This is a genomic window from Micromonospora sp. NPDC050980 (genome assembly GCF_040653835.1).
In the GTDB taxonomy this organism is placed as follows: domain Bacteria; phylum Actinomycetota; class Actinomycetes; order Mycobacteriales; family Micromonosporaceae; genus Micromonospora.
On the sequence record NZ_JBFAGS010000015.1, the window covers coordinates 120,099 to 144,378 of the forward strand.

Sequence of the window (24,280 nt, forward strand, 5' to 3'; positions counted from 1 at the left end):
GTCAGCGGGCGCGCAGGCCGTCCAGCACCGCGTCGACGATCCGCTCGGGCAGGCGCCGCTCGTCGGCGCCGGGATACCAGTGCACCATCCGCTGGGTCAGCATCGGCGCGGTGAGCAACGCCATGGCCACCTCGACGTCGAGGTCGGGGCGCAGCTCGCCGCGGTCGACCGCGCGGCGCAGCACCTCGCGCATCGCCTCCCGCCGGGGCTCGATGATCGCCTCGTAGGCCTGTCGGTGCGCGGAGCTGCGGCTCACCTCGGGCACCAGGCACGGCATGATCATGCGGGCCCGTGGGTCGACGTGCTGCCCGACCGCACCGACCAGTTGCACCAGGTCGTCGCGGACGGAGCACCCGGTGGTGCGCGGCGGGTCACCCTTGAGCCGGCTCAACGCGTCCAGCAGCAGGGCTTCCTTGCCGGGCCAGCGGCGGTAGATGGTGGCCTTGCCCACCCCCGCGCGGGCGGCGATCGCCTCGATGGAGAGCGCCTCGATGGTGCTGCCCTCGGCCAGCAGGTCGAGGGTGGCCTCCACGATCGCCTCGTCCGCGCGGGTGCTCCGCGGTCGCCCGGGCGACCGCGGAGCACCCGCCGTGGAAGTCATGTCACACATTGTCCACGAACCTAGGCGGTCCCGGCCAACTCCGGCTCGGTGGCCGGCGTCGCGTCGGGTGCGACGACCGGCCGGCCCGGCATCCAGCGCAGCACGATCACCACGCCGAGCGCGGCCACCAGCGCGGAGACCCCGGCCGCCCAGTGCATCGCCGAGACGAACGAGTCGTTCGCGGCGTCGATCAGCCGCGGCGCGGCCGGGCCGAGCCGGTCGGCCACCGCGTACGCCCCGGAGAGCGACTCCCGGGCGGCGTCGCGGACCGGTCCGGGCAGCGCGGACACCGCCGGGCCGACCTGGTCGCGGTAGAGCGCGGAGAGCACCGAGCCCAGCACCGCCACGCCGAGCGCGCCGGCCACCTGACGGACCGTGTTGCTGACCGCCGAGCCCACGCCGGCCTTCTCCCGCGGCAGCGAGGACATGATCGACTCGGTGGCGGGCGGCATGATGTTGGCCATCCCGGTGCCCTGGAGGAAGCCCAGCGCCGAGAAGATCCAGATCGGCGTGTCCGCGTCGATGAGGACGTACCCGGCGAGCGCCACCACGGTGAGCAGCAGCCCGACCGTCGCCACGGCCCGGCCGCCGTAGCGGCGGACCATCGCGGCGCTGCGCGGGGCGAAGATGAGCTGGGCCGCCGCGAAGGGCAGGTAGAGCAGGCCACTCTCCAGCGGGCTGTAGCCGCGGACCAGTTGCAGGTAGAACGCGCCGAAGAACAGCACGCCCATCGCGGCGAAGAAGACCAGCCCGACCAGGGCCACCGGGGCGGCGAACCGGGGCACCCGGAACAGCCGCACGTCCAGCGACGGGTGGTCGCTGCGCAGCTCGTGCGCGACGAACCAGCCGAGCACCGCGAGGCCGCCGACGATCGAGACCCAGACCTGCGGCCGGCCGAAGCCGTGCTCGCCGCCGTCGATGATGCCGTAGGTGAGCGCGACCAGGCCGACCACGGAGAGCAGCACGCCGAGCACGTCCACCCGGCCCGGGGACGGGTCGCGGGACTCGGGGACCAGCAGCGCGACCAGCAGCACGCCCACCGCCACCACCGGCACGTTGATCAGGAAGACCGAGCCCCACCAGTAGTGCTCCAGCAGCGCGCCGCCGAGCACCGGGCCGATGGCCACGGCGAGACCGACCGCGCCGGCCCAGACCCCGATCGCCCGGCCGCGCTCGCGGGGGTCGAAGACGTTGGAGATGATCGAGAGCGTCACCGGCATGATGGCCGCGCCGCCGACGCCCATCAGGGCCCGGGCGCCGATCAGCTGGGCCGGGTCCTGCGCGTACGCGGAGAGCAGCGACGCCAGCCCGAACAGCACAAGTCCGACGATGAGGAACCGCCGCCGGCCGAAGCGGTCGCCGAGCACGCCGAAGGTGAAGAGCAGGCCGGCGAAGACGAGGGTGTAGGAGTTGATCGCCCACTCCAGCTCACCCTGGCTCGCGCCGAGGCCGCGCACCGGGTCGGCCAGGGTGCGCAGGGCGACGTTGAGGATCGTGTTGTCGAGGACGACCACGAGAAGGCTGATCACCAGCACCCCGAGGATCGCCCACCTCCTCGGGTGTCCGGTGTTCTCGTTGGGTTCCATTCGGGTTCTCCCCCCGGTTGACCCGCGTCCAGATACGAAACGGGGCAGACTCGTAACTGTCGCCGAGCGTAGGCGAGGGAGTTTCGATACGGAACCGGTTCGTATCGAATGTGCGTCAGGTCACGTCCGACCCACCGCCGCGGACGTCAGGCGGACGCCGCGGCTTGCAGGCAGGCGGCGGTGGCCTCGGGGAGCGTGGTGACGTGCCGGGGCGCGGACGGGCCGGGTGGGAACGGCTCGATCCAGCCCGGTCCGGCGGCGAGCACCCGGACGCCCGGCAGGTCCCGCCGGAGGCGGACCAACCGGTACGCCCGCCCGGTCAGGGGAGTCTGCGACCAGACCACCACCACCCGCGGTCGCACCCGAGCCGCCGCGCCGGCCAGCGCCGACCAGGGCAGCGCCGGTCCCAGGTGCAGGCAACCGCGACCCCGCTCGCGCAGCGCCGCGGCCAGGGCGTGCAGCCCCAGGCAGTGCGTCTCGTGCTCGGCGCCGGCGAGCAACAGCCCGCGCGCGGGCAGCGGCCGTCCCGGATCCCGGCGGAAGACGTCCAGCCCCACCCGCAGCCCCTCGGACAGGGCGTGCTCCACCGCGACGTCGGCCGGGCTGTCCCCGCGCAACCCGCCCAGCAGCGGCAGGCAGACCTGCTCCCAGACCGACGCCACGCCGGCCTCGGCGGCCAGGTCGAGCACCAGCCCGGCGACCTGGTTGTCGTCCAGGTCCTCGGCGGCGGCCAGGAGCCGCTTACGGGCCGTCTCGGCGGCCCCGGCCGGCATCTGGTTCCTCAGCAACGACGCACCCCCGGGTAGCTCTCCTACCAGGGGCTTCGCCCGGTCGGCCGGATCCGGATGCGCCGGGCGGGAAAATCATTCGCGCCGGGCGGCTCCCCGGCGTCGCAGCAGGTGGGCGACGGTGCCCCAGAGACCCCGCCGGAACAACAGCACGACCAGCACGAAGATGCCGCCGGTGACCAGGCCGATGGCCTCGAACCCGGAGAACGACAGCCAATCCTCCAGCCGGACCACGAGCGCCGCGCCGAGCACGCCGCCCCACAGCGTGCCGATGCCGCCGAGCACCACCACGATGACCGCCTTGCCGGAGGTGGTCCAGTGCAGCACGTCCAGCGAGACGAACCGGTGGCCGACCGCGAAGAGCCCGCCGCCGAGCCCGGCCAGGAAGCCGGAGAGCACGAACACGGTCAGCTTGTAGCGGTGCACCGGGTAGCCCAGTGCACGGGCCCGCGCCGGGTTGTCCCGGATCCCGACCAGCACCCGACCGAACGGCGAGTGCACGATCCGCCAGGCGGCGAACAGGCCGAGCAGCACGATCGGCAGGATCGCGTAGTAGAAGTAGTAGTCATCGGTGAGGTCGGCGCCGAAGAACGCGCGCGGCACCCCCTGCAGGCCGTTCTCACCCTGGGTGACCGAACGCCACTCGTTGGCCACGTAATAGACCATCTGCGCGAAGGCCAGGGTGACCATGGCGAAGTAGATCCCGGTGCGCTTCACCGCCAGGTAGCCGATCGGCAGCGCGAGCAGCGCCGCGCCCAGCGCCCCGGCCAGCACCGCCGCCGGGAACGGCAGGCCGGCGTGGATCGCGACCAGCCCGGTCAGGTATGCCGAGGTGCCCCAGAACGCGGCGTGCCCGAACGACATCAGCCCGGTGAAGCCGAGCAGCAGGTCCACCGAGACGGCGAACAGCGCCCAGCACAGGATGTCCACCGCGACCGCCGGGTAGAGGCCGTTCGGCAACCACAGCGCGACCAGCAGGCCGACCGCCAGCAGCGCGTACCGGACCCAGCTGGGCGCCCGCGCGACGGCGAGCAGGCCGGAGCGGGCCGGTGGAGCCTTGGTGTCCACCGTTGCGGTCATGCGGGAGCCTCCTCTCGGCCGAACAGGCCGGCCGGGCGCCACAGCAGCACGGCGGCCATCACCACGAACACGACGGTCTGCGACACGAGCGGGTAGTCCGACAGGTACGCCTCGCCCCACGCCTGGACCAGGCCGATGCCGAAACCGGCGGCCACCGAGCCGAAGATGGAGCCGAGCCCACCGATCACCACCACCGCGAAGACCACGATGATCAGGTCGGCGCCCATCAGCGGGTTGACCGCCCGCATCGGGGCGGCCAGCACCCCGGCCAGCCCGGCGAGCGCGATGCCGAAGCCGAACACCGGGGTGACCCACCTACCCACGTCGATGCCGAACGCCCGGGTCAGCTCCGGCCGCTCGGTGGCGGCCCGGACCACCATGCCGACCCGGGTCCGCCCGAGCACCCACCACACCGCGACGCAGAGCAGCACCGTGAAGCCGAGGATGAAGACCCGATAGGCCGGGAAGTCGAAGAGTCCGAAGTCGACGGTCCCGGTCAGCCCGGCGGGTGTGGCGTACGGGCTGGACTGCACGCCGTACCGGGACTTGACCAGATCCTGGAGGATCAGCGTGAGGCCGAAGGTGAGCAGGAAGTTGTAGAGCGGGTCGAGCCGGGTGAGCCGGTGGATCACCGCCCGCTCCAGCGCCATGCCGAGCAGGCCCAGCGCCAGCGGCATGATCACCAACGCGGCCCAGAACGGCACGCCCGCCTCGGCGAGCAGCACGTACGCGCCGAACGCACCGAGCATGTAGAACGCGCCGTGGGCGAAGTTGACCACCCGGAGCATGCCGAAGATGACCGCGAGCCCGAGGGCGAGCAGGGCGTAGAACGCCCCGCCCACCAACCCGTTGAACGTATTCTGCAGGAAGCCACTCACAGCTTGCAGTCCGCCGACGGGGCGCGGAAGGCCTCCGCCGCCGGGATGGTCTTCAGGATCTTCACGTAGTCCCACGGCTCCTTCACCTCGGCCTGCGGCTTCACCTGGGCCAGGTAGGCGTCGTGCACGACCCGGTGGTCCTGCGCGCGGATCCGGCCGTTGCGCAGGAAGAGGTCGTCGACGTCCTTGCCCTCCAACTGCTTGACCACGGCGTCCGCGTCGTCGGTGCCGGCGGCCTGCACCGCCTCCAGGTACTGCATCGCCGCCGAGTAGTTCGCCGCGTGCGCGAACGACGGCCGGGTGCCGGTCTCTTTCTGGAACCGGTCGGCCCACTCCCGGTTCTGCTCGTCGAAGTTCCAGTACCAGGCGTCGGTGTAGGTGGTGCCGGCCAGCGCGTCGGGGGTGAGCGAGTGGATGTCGGTGATGAACATCAGCCCGACCGCCAGCCCGACGCCCTTGTCCCGCAGCTTGAACTCGTTGTACTGCTTCACCACGTTCACCAGCTCGGCGCCGGCCTGCATGGTGCCCAGGACCTGCGGCCTCGGGTTCAGCGTCGGCGCCTTGAGCAGGAACGACGAGTAGTCACCGCTGGTGTTCGGGAACGGCGCTCCGTCGGAGCCGACCACCTTGCCGCCGGCCGCGGCGATGGCGGCGGAGAAGCTCTTCTCCATGTCCTGCCCGAACGCGTAGTTCGGGTAGAGGATGTACCAGTTCTTGCCGACCTGCTCGGTGGTCGCCGTGCCGGTGCCGTGGGCCAGCATGTAGGTGTCGTAGGCGTAGTGAAACGTGTACTTGTTGCAGCTCTTGCCGGTCAGGTCGGTGGTCGCCGCGCCGATGTTGAAATAGAGCTTCTTCTTCTCCTTGGCCACGTCGGCGACCTTCAGCGCGGCCGAGGAGGTCGGCACGTCCAGGATGGCGTCGACGCCCTTGCGGTCGTACATCTCCTGGGCCTTGCTGTTCGCCACGTCCGGCTTGTTCTGGTGGTCTGCGGTCTGCACGGTGATGTCAGTGGTCACCGCGTCGTCGCCGTGCTCGGCCTTGAAGTCGGCGATGGCCATCTCCACGGCCTTGACCGAGTTGCGCCCGGACAGCTCCGAGTAGGCCCCCGACTGGTCGTTGAGCACGCCCAGCACGATCTTGTCGCCGGTCAGCTTCTCCTCGCCGCCGGACTGCGGGCCACCGCCGCCGCAGCCCGCCACCAGCAGCACCGCCGCCGAGGCGGCGGCCACACCCACGCTCCTACGCATGTCCATCCCCTTCGTACCGCGCGGTCCGCGCGGGTCAGCCGTCGGAACTCAGATGCCGAGGTACGCCAGCAGCTCGCGTTCGCGCGAGCGCACCTCGGCGTTCTCCATCGCCTCCGCGATCCGCCCCTCGGCCAGCAGGTAGTGCCGGTCGGCGACGCCGGTGGCGAAGTGCAGGTTCTGCTCCACGAGCAGCACCGTCACGCCGTGCTTCTTGGCCTCCCGCAGCAGGTCGCCGACCTGCTGCACGAGCAGTGGCGACAGCCCCTCGGTGGGCTCGTCGCAGAGCAGCAGCCGGGCCCCCATGCGCAGCACCCGGGCCAGCGCGAGCATCTGCTGCTCGCCGCCGGAGAGCATGGTCGCGGCCGAGTCGCGCCGGTCGTACAGGGCGGGGAACGCCTCGTACACCCGCTTCAGCGGCCACGGGTCCGGGCCGACCCGCGGCGGCAGGGTCAGGTTCTCGGTGACCGTGAGCGTGGCGTACGCGCCCCGGTCGTCGGGCACCCAGCCGAGCCCGGCCCGCGCCCGCTTGTGCGCCGGCAGGCGGCTGATGTCCCGGCCGTCGAGGCGCACCGCGCCGCGCTGCTCGGAGTGCAGCCCCATCACGCACCGCAGCAGCGTGGACTTGCCGGCGCCGTTGCGCCCGACCAGCGTGACCACCTCCCCGGCGGCCACCTCCAGGCTCACCTCCCGCAGCACCTGGGCCTCGCCGTAGCCGGCGGAGAGGTTCTCAATGCGCAGCATCCGCGGCTCCCAGGTAGGCGGTGATGACCCGCTCGTCGGCCCGGACCTGCTCGTACGGCCCCTCGACCAGCACCCGGCCGGCCTGTAGGACGGTGACCGTGTCGGCGAGCCGGCCCACCACGTTCATGTTGTGCTCGACCATGACCACGGTCCGGCCGGTGCGGACGGTCGCGATCAGGTCGACGGTCCGGTCGACGTCCTCCAGGCCCATCCCGGCGGTCGGCTCGTCCAGCAGCAGCACCTTCGGGTCGAGCGCGAGCGCGATGGCCAGCTCCAGGGCCCGTTTGCGCCCGTACGCGAGCGCCTCCGCCGGCGCCTCGGCGAGGTCGGCGAGGCCGACCATGGCCAGCAGCTCGCCGGCCCGCTCCCGGTAGCGGCGCATCAGCTTCGCCGAGCGCCAGAACCGCCAGCCCAGGCCGCTCGACGACTGGAGCGCCAACTCCACGTGCTCGCGCGCGCCGAGCTGCGGGAAGAGGCTGGTGATCTGGAACGACCGGGCCACACCGAGGCGAGCCACCTGCTCCGGGGGCAGCCCGGTGACGTCCCGGCCGGCCAGCTCGATCCGCCCGCCGCTGGGCGGCAGGAAGCCGGTGAGCAGGTTGAACAGTGTGGTCTTGCCGGCGCCGTTCGGGCCGACCAGGGCGTGCACGGTCCCCGGCGCCACGTCGAGGTCGACGCGATCGACGGCGCGGAAGCCCCGGAAGTCCCGGGTCAGCCCGCGGGCCGACAGGATCGCTTGCCCGGCCATCGCCCCACCCTCCGCAGGTCCGACGCGACGGCCAGGTCGGTGACCGGGGTCACAGGGCGGTCGCGTGCAGGAAACCTACGGCGAGTCGAAGCGGTCGAGCCATGTCGATCCGCCACACATTCCCCCGGGGCGGGTGTAAGGAGGGGCCCCCTGTTAACGCCTCCGGTAGAGAAGGGAACCCCTCTCACCATGACCGGCGCGCGACGCCAGGTGCAGCGGCCGGTCAGTCCGGGAACGTGACCACCCAGCGGGCACCCTCGCCGCGCGCCAGCCGGTCCAGCGCCGCGGGCGCCTCGGCCAGCGACACCGTGCCGCTGACCAGCGGCGTCAGGTCGAGGTCGCCGGCGGCGAGCGCGGCGGCCAGCTCGGGCACCTCGCGGTCCGGGTCGGTCGAGCCGTAGACCGAGGAGCGCAGCGTGCGCGCCGAGTGGAAGATGTCCAGCGCGGACAGGCTGAGCAGGTCGTCCTTGCCGCCCATGCCGACCACGGTCACCGCTCCCCCGCGTCGGGTGGCCCGCCAGGCGGCCCGGATGGTGGCGGACCGGCCGACACATTCGAAGGCGTGGTCCACCCCGCGCCCGCCGGTCCGCGCACGGACCTCCTTGCCGAGCGTGTCGTCGGAGCGCAGGAAGTCGGTGGCGCCGGCGGCCAGGGCCAGCTCCCGCTTGGCCGGCACCACGTCCACCGCGAGGATCGGCGACGCGCCGGCCAGCTTGGCCGCGGTGAGCACCGCCAGCCCGACCCCGCCCAGCCCGATCACCGCGACCGACTCGCCGGCGGCGACCCGGGCGGTGTTGCGGACCGCGCCGACGCCGGTGAGCACGGCGCAGCCCAGCAGCGCCGCCTGCGCCGGTGGCAGCCCGGCCGGCACCGGCACGGTCGCCCGCTCCGGCACCACCACCTCCTCGGCGAGCGCGCCGAGGCCGAGCGTGACCTGCACGGGCTCCCCGGCCGCGGTCTCACCCCGGGCCACCGACGGGGCGGTGTTGGCGGCGCAGAGCCAGGGCTCGCCGTGCCGGCAGTGCCAGCAGTCGCGGCAGGCCGGCGCCCAGTTCAGCACCACCGGCGTGCCCACGGCCAGCCGGGTGCCCGGCCCGGCCTCGGCCACCACACCGGTCGCCTCGTGCCCCAGCACCAGCGGGTACGCCGGTGCCAGCGTGCCGTCCACCATGGCCAGGTCGGAGTGGCAGATGCCGGCGGCGCGGATCCGGACCCGCAGCTCGCCGGGGCCGGGCGCGGGCAGGCGCACCTCCTCGACCACCGGGGTCGCGCCCCGGCCGTGCACCACGAGCGCCCTCATCGCTGGATCGCCTTCAGCTCGGTGAACTCCTCCACGCCGTACCCGCCCAGCTCGCGGCCGAGGCCGGACTGCCGGTAGCCGCCGAACGGGGCGAGCGGGTTGAACGCTCCGCCGTTGACGTCCACCTGGCCGGTGCGCAGCCGCCGGGCCACGGCCAGCGCCGCGTCCTCGTCGGCCGACCAGACCGCGCCGGCCAGCCCGTACCGGGAGTTGTTGGCGATCGCCACCGCCTCGTCGGTGTCGGCGAACGGGATCACCGCGAGCACCGGCCCGAACACCTCCTCCTGCGCCAGCGCGCTGTCCGGGTGCACGTCGGCGAGGACGGTGGGCGCGACGAAGTGACCACGCGGCGGCACCGGCGCCGCCGGGCCGCCGGCGACGAGCCGGGCGCCGTCGGCGAGCGCCCGGTCGACGTGCCCGCGTACCCGGTCGGCCTGGGCGGCCGAGACCAGCGGGCCGAGCCGGGTGGCCGGGTCGAACGGGTCGCCGAGCCGGTAGCCGGCCACCGCCGACGCGGCCAGGTCGAGCGCCTCGTGGTAGCGGTCGCGGTGCACCAGCATCCGGGTCCAGGCGGTGCAGGTCTGACCGGAGTTGACCAGCACGTTGCCGACGCCGACCTTCACCGCGGTCGGCAGGTCGGCGTCGGCCAGGATCACGTTTGCCGACTTGCCGCCCAGCTCCAGCGCGACCCGGGCGATCCGGTCGGCGGCCAGGTGCGCGATCCGCCGGCCGGTGGCGGTGGAGCCGGTGAACGAGACCAGGTCGACGTCGGGGTGGGCGGCGAGCGCCTCGCCGACCACCGCTCCGGTGCCGGGCACCAGGTTTACCACTCCGGGCGGCAGCCCGGCCTCGGTCACCGCGTCGAAGAGCAGGTAGGCGGTGAGCGGCGTCAGCTCGCTGGGCTTGAGCACCACGGTGCAGCCGGCGGCGAGCGCCGGGGCGAGCTTGGCGACCACCTGGTGCAGCGGGTAGTTCCACGGCGTGATCGCGCCCACCACGCCGACCGGTTCGCGGACCACGAGCGAGTTGCCGACGACCTGCTCCGCGGCCGGCCGGGCGGCCAGCTCGACCATGCTCCGCAGCACGATCAGCGGCAGGCCGGCCTGCACCCGGGTGGCCAGCTTGAGCGGGGCGCCCAGCTCCGACGCGACGGTGCGGGCGATGTCGTCGGCGCGGGCGGCCAGCGCGGCGTGCAGCCGGTCCAGGTGCGCGGCCCGCTCGGTGGGGTCGGTGGCGGCCCAGCCGGGGAACGCGGCCCGGGCGGCGGCCACCGCGCGGTCCACGTCGGCCGGGGTGCCGGCGGGCACCTCGCCGATCGTCTCCCCGGTGGCCGGGTTCTCCACCGCGATCGTGTCGCCCGACGACGGGTCGACCCAGTCGCCGGCGACGTGCAGGTGGCGGCGCGTCAGCGGGGCGGGCGGCGCGGCAGCGAGGTCCATGGCGTCCTTCGGGGGCGGAAACTAGCGGTGGGAGTTTGCACGCTACTCCCGACCGCCGGACCGTTCCAGCGGAGCGACGGTGGCCGCGTACTCGGCGGCGAGGCCGTGCAGCAACGCGTCCAGGCCGAGCGCGAACGCGCCCTCGTCGACGCTGCGCTGGTGGCCGGGGAGCCGGTGCGCCTGGCTGAGGTGCGGGTGCGCGGCGTAGAGCGACGGATCCTCGACGAAGCCCCGGGCGAACGAGCCGAGCGCCGAGCCGGCCACGAAGTAGCGCAGCGCGGCGCCGATGTGGGTGGCCCGCGCCGGCGGCCAGCCGGCCCGGACCAGCGCACCGTAGACGGCGTCGGCCATCGCCAGGGCGGCCGGCCGGCGGCCCGGCCCCTGCGCCAGGTACGGGACGATGTTCGGGTGGGCGGCCAACGCGGACCGGTAGGAGCGGGCCCAGCGGGCCAGCGCCTCGTGCCAGCCGTGCCGGTCGAAGGCGCCCACGTCGACGGTCGCCGTGACGCTGTCCGCCACCGCGTCCAGGATTTCCTCCTTGGTGGCGAAGTGGTTGTAGAGCGAGGGGCCACGTACGCCGAGCGCGGCGGCGAGCCGCCGGGTGGACAGCGCGTCCAGCCCGTCGGCGTCGATCAGCGCGAGCGCGGTCTCGACGATCCGGTCGCGGCTGAGCAGGGCCTGTCGGGGTCGGGGCACGTGCTCATCATCCTCGCTTCGACATCGGGGCTGGACGGCGGAAAACTTCCAGCGCTAGTTTAGAGCGGACGCCGACCTGAGGGGGGCACCGTGGACTTCGCACTGTCCGACGAGGAACGCGCGATCCGGGACACCGTTCGCACGTTCGTCACCCGCGAGGTGATGCCGCTGGAGGCGGAGGTGCTGCGCCGCGAGCGCACCCACCGGCCCGGCCTGGACCGCTCCGAACTGCGCGAACTCCAGCTCAGGGCGAAGAAGTTCGGCTTCTGGGGGTTGGCCACGCCGGAAGAGTACGGCGGGATGGCGCTGCCGGCGGTCATGCAGTCGCTGATCTGGACCGAGCTGGGCCGCAGCTTCGTGCCGTTCCGCTTCGGCGGTGAGGCGGACAACATCCTGTTCCACGCCACCGACGAGCAGAAGAATGAGTTCCTGATCCCCACCATTGAGGGCGAACGGATCTCCTGCTTCGCCATCACCGAGCCCGGCGCGGGCTCCGACGCGGCGAACATCAAGCTGCGCGCCCGCCGCGACGGCGACGACTGGATCCTCGACGGCGAGAAGACGTTCATCACCGGAGGCAACGACGCCGACTTCGCCATCGTGGTCGCGGTGACCGACCCGGAGAAGGGCGCCCGGCGCGGCGGCGCGACCGCGTTCCTGGTCGACCGCGCGATGGGCTGGCGGTCCGAGTTCATCCAGACGATGGGCGAGGGTGGCCCCGCGTCGCTGGTCTTCGACGGCGTACGGGTGCCGCACCGCAACATCCTCGGCGAGATCGGGCAGGGCTTCACGCTGGGCATGGAGTGGATCGGCAAGGGCCGTTACACCATCCCGTCGCACGCCGTCGGCATCGCCGAGCGGGCCCTGCAGATGGCGATCGAGCACGCCAACACGCGGGAGACGTTCGGCGCGCCGATCGCCGCCAACCAGGCCATCCAGTGGATGATCGCCGACTCGGAGACCGAGCTGGAGGCGGCCCGCTGGCTGATCCTGCGCTCGGCCTGGACCGTCGACGCGGGCCTCGATCCCCGGCACGCCTCCTCGATGGGCAAGCTCTACGGCGCCGGCATGGTCAACCGGGTGGTGGACCGGGTGCTCCAGATCCACGGCGGCATGGGCTACACCCGCGAGCTGCCGATCGAACGCTGGTACCGGCAGGTGCGCCTGTACCGGATCTTCGAGGGCACCGACGAGATGCAGCGGCTGATCATCTCACGGGACCTGCTGCGCGGCTACACCAAGATCGGCGGCCACCTGGCCTGATCACCCGGTCAGCGCGTCCAGGGCCAGGTCGACGTCCGCCTCGGTGGTGTAGAGGTGGAACGAGGCGCGCACCCGGCCGGCCCGGACCGCCGCCCGCACCCCAGCGGCGTCCAGCTTCTCCGACGCGCCCGGCACCTCCACGGTGACGATCGCGCTGTCGCCGGGCGGCCGGCCCAGCCCGGCCAGGAACCGGTTGGCCAGCGCCACGTCGTGGTCGCGCACCGCGGCCAGGTCCAGGTCGGCGAGCAGTTCCAGCGCGGGCGCCGCGCCGGCGTAGCAGAGCCAGGACGGGGAGATGTCGAACCGGCGGGCGTCGTCGGCCAGCCGCAACGGCAGGCCGTAGAAGGAGGCGTGCGGGTCGCGGCCGGCGTACCAGCCCGCAGCGTCCGGGCGCAGCCGCTCGCGCAACGCCGGCGCCAGGTAGGCGAAGGCCGCGCCGCGCGGCGCCATCAACCACTTGTACGCCCCGACCAGCACCGCGTCCGCCCGGCCGGCCTCGAACGGCAGCCAGCCGCATGCCTGCGTGGCGTCGACCACCACGAGCGCGTCGTGCGCCCGGGCCGCCGAGACGATCTCGTCGTACGCCGCGACCGTGCCGTCGGCGGACTGCACCAGGCTGAACGCCACCAGGTCGGTGCCGGCGTCGATCGCGTCGACCAGACCGGCGAGCGGGACGGTCCGGACCCGCACCCCGCGCTCCTCCTGCACAAGCCACGGGAACAGGATCGAGGTGAACTCCCCCTCGGGCACCACCACCGTCGCGCCCGGCGGCAGCGACGCCGCGATCGGCGCGGCAAGCTGGGAGACGGCGGAGCCGATGCTCACGTCGGCCGGATCCACGCCGACCAGCCGGGCGAACGCGGCCCGGGACCGGTCGACCGAGGTGTCCCACACCTCGAACGACACCCCACCGGTGCGCCACTCGGCGAGCACCCGCTGCACCGCCTCCGACACCGGGTCGGGCGGCAGCCCGTAGGTCGCCGTGTTCAACCAGCCCGGCTCCACCTGCCACAACTTCCGCGCCTGCGCCAGCTCCATGCCCTCGACGCTAGCCACCCCCACCCCCACCCCGACACCGCCAATCCCCTCCACGTGGCTCGCGATCAGCGGTCGCACCGCTCGGGCGGACTTCCGGCCAGCCGAGCAGGCAGGTGTCACCCGTCGGCGATGCCGGGGAACCGGTGCGACCGGCTGCTGATCCAGTCCCAGTAGGCGGGTGACTTGCGCGCCAACTGACGGTAGAAGCCGAGCAGGGCCACCCGGACGCGTTCCAGGTCCGCCGACGCCGTCGTCTCCGGGTTCCAGGCGAGGTACAGATGCCGCTCACCGGCCGCCAGGCCGGTCAGCGGCACCACCCGATAATCGCCGCGCGAGTGGGCCAGCGCGCTGCTGAAGGCCACCGCCCTGTTCTTGTCGATCATGGGCCGACCGGTGAGCTGGAACGCCGGCACCACCCGGGTCCGGGGCAGGCGAGCGAGCGTCTGCGTCTCCCAGCGGTGCGGACTCTGACTCGGCGGGCTCACCACCCAGCACTCGTCGCCGAGATCTTCGATGTCGATGCTGGCGGCGTCGGCGAGCCGGTGGAAGCGACTGACCTGCAGCCAGATCGGCTCGCGGACGACAGTGACCATGTGCGCACCCGGCGGCAGGGGCGCGGCCTCTCCCGGGAAGTCGGCAACCAACACGACATCCTGTCCACCCTCGCCCAGCCGGGCGAGCAGCGCCGGGGAGTCGTCGACCGTCCAGTCGAGCTCGACGTCCGGCAGTGCCGCCTCGACATGCTCCGCCATCAACCGGCTGTACAGCTCGATCGTGCCCAACCGCAGCGGCGTCCGCGTGGACGGGGCCGCGACGACATCGTTCACCGCCTGCTCCCACCGACCCAGCAGGTCCGGGACGACAAGAGCGAGCCGGACCCCGGCCGGGGTCATCGCGACCCGGACGGTCGAACGGTCCAGGAGGCGTACGCCGACGGCGCGCTCCAGGCGTTGGATCCGGCGCACCACCGCGGAGTTGGTGAGATACAACCGTTCGGCGGCGCGGCTGAACGACAGGGTCTCGGCGACTACGGCGAACGTGTGGAGATCAACCCACTGCACGCTCCAGTTGTATCGGACGTCGCGCCGTCGGACCATCGCCCGCGTCGACCTGACCTTCTGCGCAGTCGACAACGGTCGATGCCTGATGCTGCCGAACCGTCACTTCCCCGGCTTCGGCCGCTGCCGGAGGCTCTTGTCGCGGCAGCCGACACCCGGCGGCCGGACAATCACCCTGAGGTGGCCCATGCGAACCATCCCGCGATCCGCCCGGCAGCGGCGGACCTCCCGGCTGTTGACCCTGCTCCTGGCGGCCGTCCTCGGCGCCGTCGGCACGGCCACGCCGGCTGTCGCCGGCCCGAACACCCTCACCATGACCAGGACCACCAACCAGACGTTGCAGTTCGGCGGCGCCAACAACGCCTACTCCACCGGTTGTTACCGCGTCGACCTCACCGGCCAGGGCAACCAGAGCCTGATCGGCACCAACACCTTCTGGATCCCGGCGAATTACTTCATCGCCGGCAACCGCGGGCTGGGCCTGCGGTTCACCTACCAGAGCGCGTACGGCTGGGTCAGCCTGAACACGGACGGTGGCGGCGTGCTCCTGCCGAACGGCTCGACGCCGAGCGGCGGTCTGGCCCGGCTGGCGGTGGGCTCCATCGTCACCATCACCCGGGTCACCAGCCTGCCCTACACCGGGCAGGGCTTCACCTGCACCCTCCCGCCGCCGGCGGGCGAGCGCTGCCGCAGCTTCACCATCACCGGGCGCTACGGCCAGGTCACCATGGCACAACTGCTGGGCACCGGCAACGACAGCCGCGTGGTGGTGGCGGCGCTGGCCTACGCCCAGCTCAAGGGGCGCTACTGCTGGAACGGAAACCAGGTCACCCGGCAGCGGATCGAGCCGATCCAGCACGACTTCACCAGTTCACCGGTGCCGGCCGGGCTGTTCTTCGAACGCAAGAACCCCCGCACCGGCAGCATCTACCTCGACTCCAACCGGGGCTTCTACCGGGTGACGCAGTCCGGGGTGGACATCTACGTGGACGTGCCCGCGGGGGTACGGATCTACGGTGTGCCCATCCCGCAGATGTCCGACCGCTACGTCGGTAAAATCAACTTCGACACCCGGCTCAACGCCGGCGGGACCGTGGAGGCCACCTCGGGCGCCGAGGTCTGGACGAGCGCCATCGGCACCGGACTCTGAGCCGGAACCAGCCGCTCGGCCGGCCTGCCCCGGCCGAGCGGCGGTGTTCCGGCGCACCGGCGACGAACGGTCAGGCCGGCGGTGCGAGGTCCGCGAGCACCGCGGTCATCTCCGCCCGCACCCGGGGCAGCGACCAACCGGCCAGCTCGGGCAGGGGGTGCCGCGCCCGCAACCGCCGCACCGCCGCCAGGCCGACGAGATAGCCGCAGCGCCGGGGCAGGTCACCCCGCAACGGCGAGTCCCGCATCAGGAAGTACGCCGCGTGGTGGTCCGGGTCGGTGGCGTCCAGGTCGGCCCGGACCCGGCCCACGATCTCCGGCCACCGGCGGCGACACTCGTCCAGCCAGGCCCGGTGGCCGGGACGACCGAACCAGAGGTACGCCTCGACCGGCCGGCCGGGATCCAGCTCGGCGGTGACCTGGGTGGCCAGCCCCTCGGCGAAGAGCTGGTTCGCCACCCCGTGCGACGGCCAGTCGCGGATGCCGGCCCGGCGGTCGTGCACCACGTGCGCGGCCTCGTGCCGCACCAGCAGCGCGTCGTCGTCGGGCTCGCGCCCCTCGACGGCGAGGAAGAGCGCGTAGCGACCGCCGAGGTCGTCGGCCCAGCCGTTGGCCTGGCGCAGCCCGACGAGCACCACGCACTCGACCGGCCCGCCCTCGCCGGACCAGCCGAGCACGCCGGCCGCGTCCGCGACGCCGGCGGGCAGCAGCTCGCGTACCGCCTCGGCGCGGGCGGCCAGGTCGGCGACCCGGTCGCGGAGGCCGGCCACGGCGGCGGTCACGGCCTGCGGGTCGGACCAGTCGCCGCCGCGGTCCAGCACACCGAACACGTCCGGGTGCCGGGCCAGGTAGCGGGACCGCCACGCCTGCGGCCAGCGTTCCGCGTCGACGGACCGGCACTCGCCGAGGGCGGCCAGCGCGTCCGGCACGAGGTCGCGCACGCGCAACAGGTCCGTCGGGGGCATGCCCCGATGCTGCCCGATCACCGACCGGCCCGCACGGTCAGCTCACGTTGGCCGGGCCCAGGACGCTCTTCAGGTCGCCCATCAGCGCGGTGGTGGCGGCCACCCGGAACGGGCCGAGCCGCAGCGTGGTGGTCTTGCCGCCGTTGAGCAGCTTGACGTGCACCTCGGTGTCGCCGGGGTGCAGCACCAGGGTCTCCTTGAGCCGTTCGACGAGCGGCGGGGTGCAGCGGTGCACCGGGATGGTGAGCGTGACCGGCTTGTTCGCCGGGTTGCTCGTCACGTCCGGCATGGACATGTCCATCGCCATGATCCGGGGGGTGTCGTCGCGGCGGTCCACCCGGCCCTTGACCACCACGATCGCGTCCTCCGCGATGTATTGCCCGATCACCTCGTAGGTGTTCGGGAAGAACAACGTCTCGACGCCGCCGGCCAGGTCCTCCAGGGTGGCCGAGGCCCAGGCCCGGCCCTGCTTGGTGACCCGACGCTGCACGCCGGAGAGGATGCCGGCGAGCGTGACCACCGCGCCGTCGGGCACCGTGCCCTCCTCCGACAGCGCGGCGATGGTGGTGTCGGCCGCCGCGCCGAGCACGTGCTCCAGGCCGAACAGCGGGTGGTCGGAGACGTACAGGCCGAGCATCTCGCGCTCGAACGCCAGCTTGTCGCGCTTGTCCCACTCCCCGTCGCCGATCACCGGCATGACGGTGGTGCTGCCGCCGGCGTCGGCATCGCCGAAGCCGGCGCCGAAGAGGTCGTACTGGCCGACCGCCTCCTTGCGCTTGACGTCGGCGTACGCGTCGATGGCGTCGGCGTGCACGGCCAGCAGGCCCTTGCGCGAGTGCTTCAGCGAGTCGAACGCGCCGGCCTTGATCAGCGATTCGATGGTCTTCTTGTTGCAGGCCACCGCGTCGACCTTGGACAGGAAGTCGTAGAAGTCGGCGTACTCGCCCTTCTCCTCGCGGCAGCGCATGATCGAGGCGACCACGTTCGCGCCGACGTTGCGTACCGCGCCGAGGCCGAAGCGGATCTCCTTGCCGACCGGGGTGAACGGGCCGGCGGAGGTGTTCACGTCCGGCGGGAGCACCTGGATCCGCATCCGGCGGCACTCGGACAGGTAGAGCGCCATCTTGTCCTTGTCGTCGCCGACGGAGGTGAGCAGCGCCGCCATGTATTCCGCCGGGTAGTGCGCCTTGAGGTAGGCGGTCCAGTAGGAGACCAGGCCGTACGCGGCGGAGTGGGCCTTGTTGAACGCGTAGCCGGCGAACGGCACCAGGACGTCCCACACCGCCTGGATGGCGTCGTCGGGGTAGCCGTTCGCGCGGCAGCCGTCCCGGAACGGGACGAACTCCTTGTCCAGGATCTCCTTCTTCTTCTTGCCCATCGCCCGGCGCAGCAGGTCGGCCTGGCCGAGCGTGTAGCCGGCGAGGATCTGCGCGGCACGCTGCACCTGCTCCTGGTAGACGATCAGGCCGTAGGTGGGCGCGAGGATCTCGCGCAGCGGCTCCTCCAGCGCCGGGTGGATCGGGGTGATCTCCTGGAGGCCGTTCTTGCGCAGCGCGTAGTTGGTGTGCGAGTCGACGCCCATCGGGCCGGGCCGGTAGAGCGCCAGCACGGCGGAGATGTCCTCGAAGTTGTCCGGCTTCATCATCCGCAGCAGCGAGCGCATCGGCCCGCCGTCGAGCTGGAACACGCCGAGCGTGTCGCCCCGGGCGAGCAGTTCGTACGCGGCCTTGTCGTCCAGCGGCAGGCCGAGCAGGTCCAGCTCCTTGCCGTGGTTGAGCCCGATGTTCTTCACCGCGTCGTCGATGATGGTCAGGTTGCGCAGGCCGAGGAAGTCCATCTTCAGCAGCCCGAGCGACTCGCAGGTCGGGTAGTCGAACTGCGTGATGATCACGCCGTCGGCGTCGCGGCGCATCAGCGGGATGTGCTCGATGATCGGCTCGGCGGACATGATGACGCCGGCCGCGTGCACGCCGGTCTGCCGGATCAGCCCCTCGATGCCCTTCGCGGTCTCGATGACCTTCTTGACGTCCGGGTCGGACTCGTAGAGCCCGCGGATCTCGCCGGCCTCGGCGAAGCGCGGGTGCTTCGGGTCGAAGATGCCGGACAGCGGGATGTCCTTGCCCATCACCGCCGGCGGCATGGCCTTGGTGATCCGGTCACCCACCGCGTACGGGAAACCCAGCACCCGGGCCGAGTCCTTGATCGCGGCCTTCGCCTTGATCGTGCCGAACGTGGCGATCTGCGCGACCTTGTCCTCGCCCCACTTGTCGGTCACGTACTTGATCACCTCGCCGCGCCGGCGCTCGTCGAAGTCGATGTCGACATCCGGCATCGAGACGCGCTCCGGGTTGAGGAACCGCTCGAAGATCAGCCCGTGCGGGATCGGGTCGAGGTCGGTGATGCCCAGCGCGTACGCGACGAGCGAGCCGGCCGCCGAGCCCCGGCCCGGCCCCACCGCGATGCCCTGGCTCTTCGCCCACTGGATGAAGTCGGCGACCACGAGGAAGTAGGACGGGAAGCCCATCTGGATGATGACGCCCAGCTCGTACTCCGCCTGGACGACGTGGCCCTCCGGGATGCCGCCGGGGAAGCGGCGCTTGAGCCCGGCGAACGTCTCCTTGCGGAACCAGGACTCCTCGGTCTCGCCCTCGGGGACGGGGAACCGCGGCATCAGGTTGTGGAACGCGAACATCCCGGCCGGGTCGACCTTCTCCGCCACCAGCAGCGTGTTGCGGCAGCCCTCCAGCCAGGCATCGGAGTTGTCGACCGCGCGCATCTCGTCGGCCGACTTGATGTAGTAGCCGCTGCCGTCGAACCGGAACCGGTTCGGGTCGGACACGTTCGCCGCCGTCTGCACACAGAGCAGGACGTCGTGCGCCTCGGCCTGCGCCTCGTGGGTGTAGTGCGAGTCGTTGGTGACGACCGGCGGGATGCCCAGCTTCTGGCCGATCTCCAGCAGTTCCTTGCGTACCCGGTGCTCGATCGGGATGCCGTGGTCCATGATCTCTAGGAAGTAGTTGTCCTTTCCGAAGATGTCCTGGTATCTGGCTGCCGCCTTCAACGCCTCGTCGAACTGGCCGAGGCGCAGCCGGGTCTGCACCTCGCCTGACGGGCAGCCAGTGGTCGCCATCAGCCCGGACGCGTGCTCGGCGAGGATGTCGGCGTCCATCCGTGGCCACTTGACGAAGAAGCCCTCGGTGTACGACTTGCTGGTCAGCGTGAACAGGTTGTGCAGGCCGACCTTGTTCGCCGCCCAGATCGTCATGTGCGTGTAGCCACCGCTGCCGGAGACATCGTCGCTCTTCTGCTCCGGCCGCCCCCACCGGACGCGCTTCTTGTGGTGGCGGGACTCCGGCGCGACGTACGCCTCGATGCCGATGACCGGCTTCACCCCGGCCGCCATCGCCTGCTTGTAGAAGTCGTTCGCGCCGTGCATGTTGCCGTGGTCGGTCATCGCCACCGCCGGCATCTCCTGCCGACTCACCTCGGCGAAGAGGTCCTTGAGGCGGGCCGCACCGTCGAGCATCGAGTACTCGGTGTGTACGTGCAGATGCGCGAACGAATCGCCCATGCGTGGCGCCCCCCGGGTTGTGGATCGAGCTGCGTCGGAGTCGACCGACCCACCCTACCGAGGTGATCTCGGCGGCTCCACCGTCCGCGCCGGTCGTGGCGGCCGTCTCTCCGGACGTGGCGTGCGACGCACGATGCTGTACGGGCTTGTAATGGTGTGTGGCACACACTATCGTGTGACACGTGGTCAGCGACGAGGTCCTCCGGACCCACCTCCAGGAGCTGCGACGCGGCACGATCGTCGTCGCCAGCCTGGTCGCGCTGCGCCGCCCCGACTACGGCTACGCGCTGCTGCAACGGTTGGCCGCGCACGGCTTCGCGGTCGACGCCAACACGCTCTACCCCCTGCTGCGCCGCCTGGAGGACCAGGGACTGCTGAGCAGCGAGTGGAACACCGAGGAGAGCCGGCCGCGCAAGTTCTACCGCACCAGCGACGACGGCGAGGCGGTCCTGGTCCGCCTGCTCGACGACCTGTCCGCGGTGCAGGCGTCCGTCACCCAGTTGATCGAAGGAGTGGGGCGATGAGTTCCCTGACCGACCGCTACGTGGCGGCGACCCTGCGGACCGTGCCCGCGCCGCGCCGCGCCGAGATCGCCGAGGAGCTGCGCGCCGCCATCGCCGACATGATCGACGACCGGACCACCGGCGGGCAGGACCACGCCTCCGCCGAGCGCGAGGTGCTCACCGAGATGGGCCGCCCCGAGCAGCTCGCCGCCCGCTACCGCGACCACACGCTCCAGCTCATCGGCCCGCGCTACTACCTGACCTGGTGGCGGGTGCTCCGGCTGCTGCTCACGTACATCCCGGCGCTCGCCGGCACGGCTACCGGCCTGGTCAAGGCCACCGTCGACGGCGAGCCCGGGGCGGCCATCGGCGCCGCGGTCGTGGTCGCGTTCCAGACCGCGGTGCAGATCGCGTTCTGGGTCACCCTGAGCTTCGCCGTCCTGGAGCGCGCCCAGGCGCCGCTGGGGCTGCCCGAGTGGACCGTCGACCAGCTTCCCGAGGAGACCGGTGACCGGCAGATCGGCCAGTGCGACAGCATCGCCTCCGTCGTCTTCCTGCTCGGCACGATAGCGGTCCTCGTCGGGCAGCACTTCCAGCGCTGGAGCACCGACGACGGCTCCCGGCTGCCGGTGCTCGACCCGGCACTGTGGAGCTTCTGGCTCCCGGCCCTGATCGCGGTGCTCGGCGCCAGCATCGGCCTGGAGGTGGCGAAATACCGGGCCGGCCGCTGGACCTGGCCGCTGGTGGCGGTCAACGTGCTGCTCAACCTGGCCTTCGCCGGCCCGGTGCTCTGGCTGCTGCTGACCGACCGGCTGCTCAACCCCGACCTGATCGACCGGTTCGCCTGGCTGCGCGACGGCGGCGCGGACGACGTCGTCCGGATCGCCGCCGCGGTCACCGTCCTCATCGCGATCTGGGACGTAGTCGACAGCGTGGTCAAGGCCCGGCGCGCGGCCCGATGAGACCCGGTCCCGGTCCGACGCACACGGGGGCGTCGGACCGGGACCCGAGGGTACGGCGGGTGGCGGCGCTCAGGCCGCCGCCCGCCACTCCCGCGCCAGCAGGGCGTAGACGACCTCGTCGGTCCACTCGCCCTTGACGAACTCGTTCTCCCGCAGGTACGCCTCCCGCCGCATGCCCAGCCGTTCCAGCACCCGGGCCGACGCGGCGTTGCGGGCGTCCAACCGGCCGACGAGCCGGTGCAGCCCCAACCCGTCGAAGCCCAGCCGCAGCAACTCCCGGGCCGCCTCGGTGACGTACCCCCGCCCGGTGTGGTCCGGGTGGGCCACGTACCCGATCTCGCCCTGCCGGTGCTCCCGGCTGGTCCAGGTCAGCAGCACGTCGCCCACGACCACGCCGTTGTCCGCAAGCGTGACGGCCAGGTTGAGCACGTCGCCCGGCGCGCGCACCTCGGTGCGCCGCACCAGCCGGTCGATCGCCGCCCGGGCGGCGGCGTCGTCGTAGGGCTCGTGGTAGAGGAAGCGGGTGACCTCCGGGCGGCCCCGGTAGTCACGGACCACGGCGAGGTCGTCGGCGGTGAAGGCTCGCAGCACCAGGCGGTCGGTGCGCAGCGGCAGATCGGGTACGAGCACCTGGGCAGGGTACGGAAACGTCAGCGCCCCGGTCAGCCCGGTTTCGCCGGGCCTGGCGTCACCGCGTCGCCTGCGCTCCGGCGACGGTGAGGAACGCGGACCATGCCTCCGCAGTGAAGGTCAAGGCCGGGCCCTGCTGATCCTTGCTGTCCCGGACCGCCACCACACCGGGGAGGTTGTCGGCGACCTCCACACAGTTGCCCTGCGCACTGCTCCTGGTGCGCTTGCGCCAGGTCCCTTCCGTCAGATCAATCACGGTGTCTCGCCGCCGGGGACGCGGTCACCCGGCGGACCATCTTCGTCCGGCCGGCGTGCTTGCGGCGGCTGTCGCAGGCCCGCCCGATCCCGTCGCGGCCACCTCCGGCGCCGGGAGGCGGTGAGATCTTGGAAGGAAGGTGCCCCTTCGGGGGCCGTCTCCTTCCAAGATCTCGCCACTACGCCGAATTGGAGTCGATCATGCGCCCGAAGCCGGCGCACGGGTCAGCCGACGGCGGCCATGACCTCGTCGGAGACGTCGAAGTTAGCGTAGACGTTCTGCACGTCGTCGCAGTCCTCAAGCACGTCGATCAGCTTGAAGATCTTGCGCGCGCCGTCCTCGTCAAGCGGCACGTTCACGCTGGGCACGAGCGAGGACTCGGCCGACTCGTACTCGATGCCGGCGTCCTGCAACGCGGTGCGCACCGCGATCAGGTCGGTCGGCTCGGAGATCACCTCGAACGCCTCGTCGAGGTCGTTGACCTCCTCGGCGCCGGCGTCCAGGACAGCCATCATCACGTCGTCCTCGGAGGTGCCGGCCTTCGGCACGATCACCACGCCCTTGCGGGAGAACATGTACGACACCGAGCCGGCGTCGGCGAGCGAACCGCCGTTGCGGGTCAGCGCCGTGCGCACCTCGGTCGCGGCGCGGTTGCGGTTGTCGGTGAGGCACTCGATCAGCATCGCCACGCCGCTCGGGCCGTAACCCTCGTACATGATGGTCTGCCAGTCGGCGCCGCCGGCCTCCAAGCCGGAGCCGCGCTTGACCGCGCGGTCGATGTTGTCGTTCGGCACCGAGTTCTTCTTCGCCTTCTGGATGGCGTCGAAGAGGGTGGGGTTGCCGGCCGGGTCGCCGCCGCCGGTGCGGGCCGCCACCTCGACGTTCTTGATCAGCTTGGCGAACATCTTGCCGCGCTTGGCGTCGATCACGGCCTTCTTGTGCTTGGTGGTCGCCCACTTTGAGTGGCCGGACATCTGATACCTCCGTTAGTGATCCACGCCTGCGTCGACAGCCCACGCCGGAGCCGAACCCGGCAATCCTACCGAGCCGACGTCACCGCGCGTCACACCCGTCACCACGGCCGGCGCGGGAGGCGGCGGCGGTCGCTCAGGCGGCGGCCCGGACCACGTCCACGAAGAGACGGTGCAGGCGCAGGTCACCGGTCAGCTCGGGGTGGAACGAGGTGGCCAGCAGGTTGCCCTGGCGGACCGCGACGATCCGGCCGGTGGCCGGGCCGTCGGTCACCCGGCCGAGCACCTCGACGGCCGGGCCGACCCGCTCGACCCACGGCGCGCGGATGAACACGGCGTGGAACGGCTCGCCGTCGACCCCGGCGATCGACACCGGGGCCTCGAACGAGTCCACCTGGCGGCCGAACGCGTTGCGCCGCACCGTCATGCCGATGCCGGCGAAGCCCCGCTGGTCGGGGCGGCCGTCCAGGACCTCGGTGGCCAGCATGATCATGCCGGCGCAGGAGCCGTAGACCGGCATCCCGCCGGCGATCCGCTTGTCGATCGGCTCGCGCATCTCGAAGATGTCCACCAGCTTGCTGATCGTGGTCGACTCGCCGCCCGGCACCACCAGGCCGTCGACCGCGTCCAGCTCGCCCGGGCGGCGCACCGGCCGGGCGTCGGCGCCCGCGCCGGTCAGCGCCGCGACGTGCTCGCGTACGTCGCCCTGCAGCGCCAGCACCCCGATCACCGGTACGGTCACCGGTCGCTCCTCTCCGAAGAGTGAGAAGGGGCCCCTTCTCTACCGGATGCGTTAAGAAGGGGCCCCTC

The 24,280-nt window shown here is 72.1% G+C and carries 23 protein-coding genes; 4 read left to right on the forward strand and 19 right to left on the reverse strand.

The features are described from left to right. Nucleotide 1 precedes the first annotated feature (1 nt). The 11 genes from AB0H28_RS21875 to AB0H28_RS21925 form a co-directional block, all read right to left on the reverse strand. Complete coding sequence (locus AB0H28_RS21875; protein ID WP_358043020.1) at nt 2-610, reverse strand: TetR/AcrR family transcriptional regulator; 609 nt, start codon at nt 608-610, stop codon at nt 2-4. 11 nt (nt 611-621) lie between these two features. Next, the gene (locus AB0H28_RS21880; RefSeq protein ID WP_358043023.1) at nt 622-2,187 is read right to left on the reverse strand and encodes an MFS transporter; all 1,566 of its coding nucleotides are present in this window, start codon (nt 2,185-2,187) and stop codon (nt 622-624) included. Between the two features lie 146 nt (nt 2,188-2,333). After that, nucleotides 2,334-2,960: a transcriptional regulator gene (locus AB0H28_RS21885; RefSeq protein ID WP_358043026.1), complete on the reverse strand. Its 627-nt coding sequence runs from the start codon at nt 2,958-2,960 to the stop codon at nt 2,334-2,336. Between the two features lie 90 nt (nt 2,961-3,050). After that, a complete protein-coding gene (locus AB0H28_RS21890; RefSeq protein WP_358043029.1) occupies nt 3,051-4,055 on the reverse strand; it encodes a branched-chain amino acid ABC transporter permease in 1,005 nt (334 codons plus the stop codon). Beyond that, entirely contained in the window at nt 4,052-4,933 is an 882-nt protein-coding gene (locus AB0H28_RS21895; RefSeq protein ID WP_358043031.1) for a branched-chain amino acid ABC transporter permease, read from the reverse strand. Before AB0H28_RS21895 ends, AB0H28_RS21890 begins: the two co-directional genes overlap by 4 nt. Further along, the gene (locus AB0H28_RS21900; RefSeq protein ID WP_358043035.1) at nt 4,930-6,186 is read right to left on the reverse strand and encodes an ABC transporter substrate-binding protein; all 1,257 of its coding nucleotides are present in this window, start codon (nt 6,184-6,186) and stop codon (nt 4,930-4,932) included. The genes AB0H28_RS21895 and AB0H28_RS21900 overlap by 4 nt, the downstream gene beginning before the upstream one ends. A 42-nt stretch (nt 6,187-6,228) precedes the next feature. Further along, complete coding sequence (locus tag AB0H28_RS21905) at nt 6,229-6,921, reverse strand: ABC transporter ATP-binding protein (RefSeq protein ID WP_358043038.1); 693 nt, start codon at nt 6,919-6,921, stop codon at nt 6,229-6,231. Next, nucleotides 6,908-7,669, reverse strand: coding sequence for an ABC transporter ATP-binding protein (locus AB0H28_RS21910; protein WP_358043041.1), 762 nt, complete (start codon nt 7,667-7,669; stop codon nt 6,908-6,910). Before AB0H28_RS21910 ends, AB0H28_RS21905 begins: the two co-directional genes overlap by 14 nt. Before the next feature lie 223 nt (nt 7,670-7,892). Beyond that, on the reverse strand, nt 7,893-8,969 hold the full coding sequence (locus tag AB0H28_RS21915; RefSeq protein ID WP_358043043.1) for a zinc-binding dehydrogenase: 1,077 nt from the start codon (nt 8,967-8,969) through the stop codon (nt 7,893-7,895). Continuing rightward, nucleotides 8,966-10,408 carry an aldehyde dehydrogenase family protein gene (locus AB0H28_RS21920; RefSeq protein ID WP_358043046.1) on the reverse strand — a complete coding sequence of 481 codons (1,443 nt, stop codon included), beginning with the start codon at nt 10,406-10,408 and terminating at the stop codon, nt 8,966-8,968. The genes AB0H28_RS21915 and AB0H28_RS21920 overlap by 4 nt, the downstream gene beginning before the upstream one ends. 42 nt (nt 10,409-10,450) lie before the next feature. Beyond that, nucleotides 10,451-11,104, reverse strand: a complete 654-nt coding sequence (locus AB0H28_RS21925) for a TetR/AcrR family transcriptional regulator C-terminal domain-containing protein (protein ID WP_358043049.1) — start codon at nt 11,102-11,104, stop codon at nt 10,451-10,453. Nucleotides 11,105-11,194: 90 nt separating this feature from the next. Here AB0H28_RS21925 and AB0H28_RS21930 point away from each other — a divergent pair, with 90 nt between their 5' ends. Further along, nucleotides 11,195-12,367 carry an acyl-CoA dehydrogenase family protein gene (locus AB0H28_RS21930; RefSeq protein WP_358043052.1) on the forward strand — a complete coding sequence of 391 codons (1,173 nt, stop codon included), beginning with the start codon at nt 11,195-11,197 and terminating at the stop codon, nt 12,365-12,367. Here the strand turns inward: AB0H28_RS21930 and AB0H28_RS21935 are convergent, their stop codons facing one another. After that, nucleotides 12,368-13,405, reverse strand: coding sequence for an aminotransferase class V-fold PLP-dependent enzyme (locus tag AB0H28_RS21935; protein ID WP_358043054.1), 1,038 nt, complete (start codon nt 13,403-13,405; stop codon nt 12,368-12,370). Between the two features lie 116 nt (nt 13,406-13,521). Then, nucleotides 13,522-14,466, reverse strand: coding sequence for a LysR family transcriptional regulator (locus AB0H28_RS21940; protein WP_358043057.1), 945 nt, complete (start codon nt 14,464-14,466; stop codon nt 13,522-13,524). Nucleotides 14,467-14,650: 184 nt separating this feature from the next. On the opposite strand from AB0H28_RS21940, the gene AB0H28_RS21945 reads away from it, so the two are divergent. Continuing rightward, nucleotides 14,651-15,613 (forward strand): hypothetical protein, encoded by a 963-nt coding sequence (locus AB0H28_RS21945; RefSeq protein ID WP_358043060.1) that lies wholly within the window; start codon nt 14,651-14,653, stop codon nt 15,611-15,613. 70 nt (nt 15,614-15,683) lie between these two features. On the opposite strand, the gene AB0H28_RS21950 is transcribed toward AB0H28_RS21945, so the two are convergent. Beyond that, nucleotides 15,684-16,577 (reverse strand): hypothetical protein, encoded by an 894-nt coding sequence (locus AB0H28_RS21950; RefSeq protein WP_358043063.1) that lies wholly within the window; start codon nt 16,575-16,577, stop codon nt 15,684-15,686. A 37-nt stretch (nt 16,578-16,614) separates the two neighbouring features. Further along, a complete protein-coding gene (gene dnaE / locus AB0H28_RS21955; protein WP_358043066.1) occupies nt 16,615-20,148 on the reverse strand; it encodes a DNA polymerase III subunit alpha in 3,534 nt (1,177 codons plus the stop codon). Between the two features lie 182 nt (nt 20,149-20,330). On the opposite strand from dnaE, the gene AB0H28_RS21960 reads away from it, so the two are divergent. Both AB0H28_RS21960 and AB0H28_RS21965 read left to right on the forward strand, forming a co-directional pair. Beyond that, complete coding sequence (locus AB0H28_RS21960; RefSeq protein ID WP_358043069.1) at nt 20,331-20,672, forward strand: PadR family transcriptional regulator; 342 nt, start codon at nt 20,331-20,333, stop codon at nt 20,670-20,672. Continuing rightward, nucleotides 20,669-21,613 carry a permease prefix domain 1-containing protein gene (locus AB0H28_RS21965; RefSeq protein ID WP_358043072.1) on the forward strand — a complete coding sequence of 315 codons (945 nt, stop codon included), beginning with the start codon at nt 20,669-20,671 and terminating at the stop codon, nt 21,611-21,613. The genes AB0H28_RS21960 and AB0H28_RS21965 overlap by 4 nt, the downstream gene beginning before the upstream one ends. A 69-nt stretch (nt 21,614-21,682) precedes the next feature. Here AB0H28_RS21965 and AB0H28_RS21970 read toward each other — a convergent pair whose 3' ends face one another. From AB0H28_RS21970 to pdxT, 4 genes are all read right to left on the reverse strand, one after another. Further along, nucleotides 21,683-22,243 carry a GNAT family protein gene (locus tag AB0H28_RS21970; RefSeq protein WP_358043074.1) on the reverse strand — a complete coding sequence of 187 codons (561 nt, stop codon included), beginning with the start codon at nt 22,241-22,243 and terminating at the stop codon, nt 21,683-21,685. 58 nt (nt 22,244-22,301) lie between these two features. Next, nucleotides 22,302-22,496 carry a DUF397 domain-containing protein gene (locus AB0H28_RS21975; RefSeq protein ID WP_358043119.1) on the reverse strand — a complete coding sequence of 65 codons (195 nt, stop codon included), beginning with the start codon at nt 22,494-22,496 and terminating at the stop codon, nt 22,302-22,304. A gap of 227 nt (nt 22,497-22,723) precedes the next feature. Further along, complete coding sequence (locus tag AB0H28_RS21980; protein ID WP_358043077.1) at nt 22,724-23,473, reverse strand: YebC/PmpR family DNA-binding transcriptional regulator; 750 nt, start codon at nt 23,471-23,473, stop codon at nt 22,724-22,726. Between the two features lie 133 nt (nt 23,474-23,606). Then, nucleotides 23,607-24,212, reverse strand: coding sequence for a pyridoxal 5'-phosphate synthase glutaminase subunit PdxT (pdxT, locus tag AB0H28_RS21985; RefSeq protein WP_358043080.1), 606 nt, complete (start codon nt 24,210-24,212; stop codon nt 23,607-23,609). Between the last annotated feature and the right edge of the window lie 68 nt (nt 24,213-24,280).

Bases quoted from the DNA above. Each gene is read 5' to 3' on its own strand.
- AB0H28_RS21950 (WP_358043063.1), bottom strand. From the start codon at position 16,577: ATGCCCCCGACGGACCTGTTGCGCGTGCGCGACCTCGTGCCGGACGCG.
- dnaE (WP_358043066.1), bottom strand. From the start codon at position 20,148: ATGGGCGATTCGTTCGCGCATCTGCACGTACACACCGAGTACTCGATG.
- AB0H28_RS21905 (WP_358043038.1), bottom strand. From the start codon at position 6,921: ATGCTGCGCATTGAGAACCTCTCCGCCGGCTACGGCGAGGCCCAGGTG.
- AB0H28_RS21920 (WP_358043046.1), bottom strand. From the start codon at position 10,408: ATGGACCTCGCTGCCGCGCCGCCCGCCCCGCTGACGCGCCGCCACCTG.
- AB0H28_RS21890 (WP_358043029.1), bottom strand. From the start codon at position 4,055: ATGACCGCAACGGTGGACACCAAGGCTCCACCGGCCCGCTCCGGCCTG.
- AB0H28_RS21965 (WP_358043072.1), top strand. From the start codon at position 20,669: ATGAGTTCCCTGACCGACCGCTACGTGGCGGCGACCCTGCGGACCGTG.
- AB0H28_RS21875 (WP_358043020.1), bottom strand. From the start codon at position 610: ATGTGTGACATGACTTCCACGGCGGGTGCTCCGCGGTCGCCCGGGCGA.
- AB0H28_RS21915 (WP_358043043.1), bottom strand. From the start codon at position 8,969: ATGAGGGCGCTCGTGGTGCACGGCCGGGGCGCGACCCCGGTGGTCGAG.
- AB0H28_RS21910 (WP_358043041.1), bottom strand. From the start codon at position 7,669: ATGGCCGGGCAAGCGATCCTGTCGGCCCGCGGGCTGACCCGGGACTTC.
- AB0H28_RS21880 (WP_358043023.1), bottom strand. From the start codon at position 2,187: ATGGAACCCAACGAGAACACCGGACACCCGAGGAGGTGGGCGATCCTC.
- AB0H28_RS21980 (WP_358043077.1), bottom strand. From the start codon at position 23,473: ATGTCCGGCCACTCAAAGTGGGCGACCACCAAGCACAAGAAGGCCGTG.
- AB0H28_RS21945 (WP_358043060.1), top strand. From the start codon at position 14,651: ATGCGAACCATCCCGCGATCCGCCCGGCAGCGGCGGACCTCCCGGCTG.
- AB0H28_RS21935 (WP_358043054.1), bottom strand. From the start codon at position 13,405: ATGGAGCTGGCGCAGGCGCGGAAGTTGTGGCAGGTGGAGCCGGGCTGG.
- AB0H28_RS21885 (WP_358043026.1), bottom strand. From the start codon at position 2,960: ATGCCGGCCGGGGCCGCCGAGACGGCCCGTAAGCGGCTCCTGGCCGCC.
- AB0H28_RS21900 (WP_358043035.1), bottom strand. From the start codon at position 6,186: ATGGACATGCGTAGGAGCGTGGGTGTGGCCGCCGCCTCGGCGGCGGTG.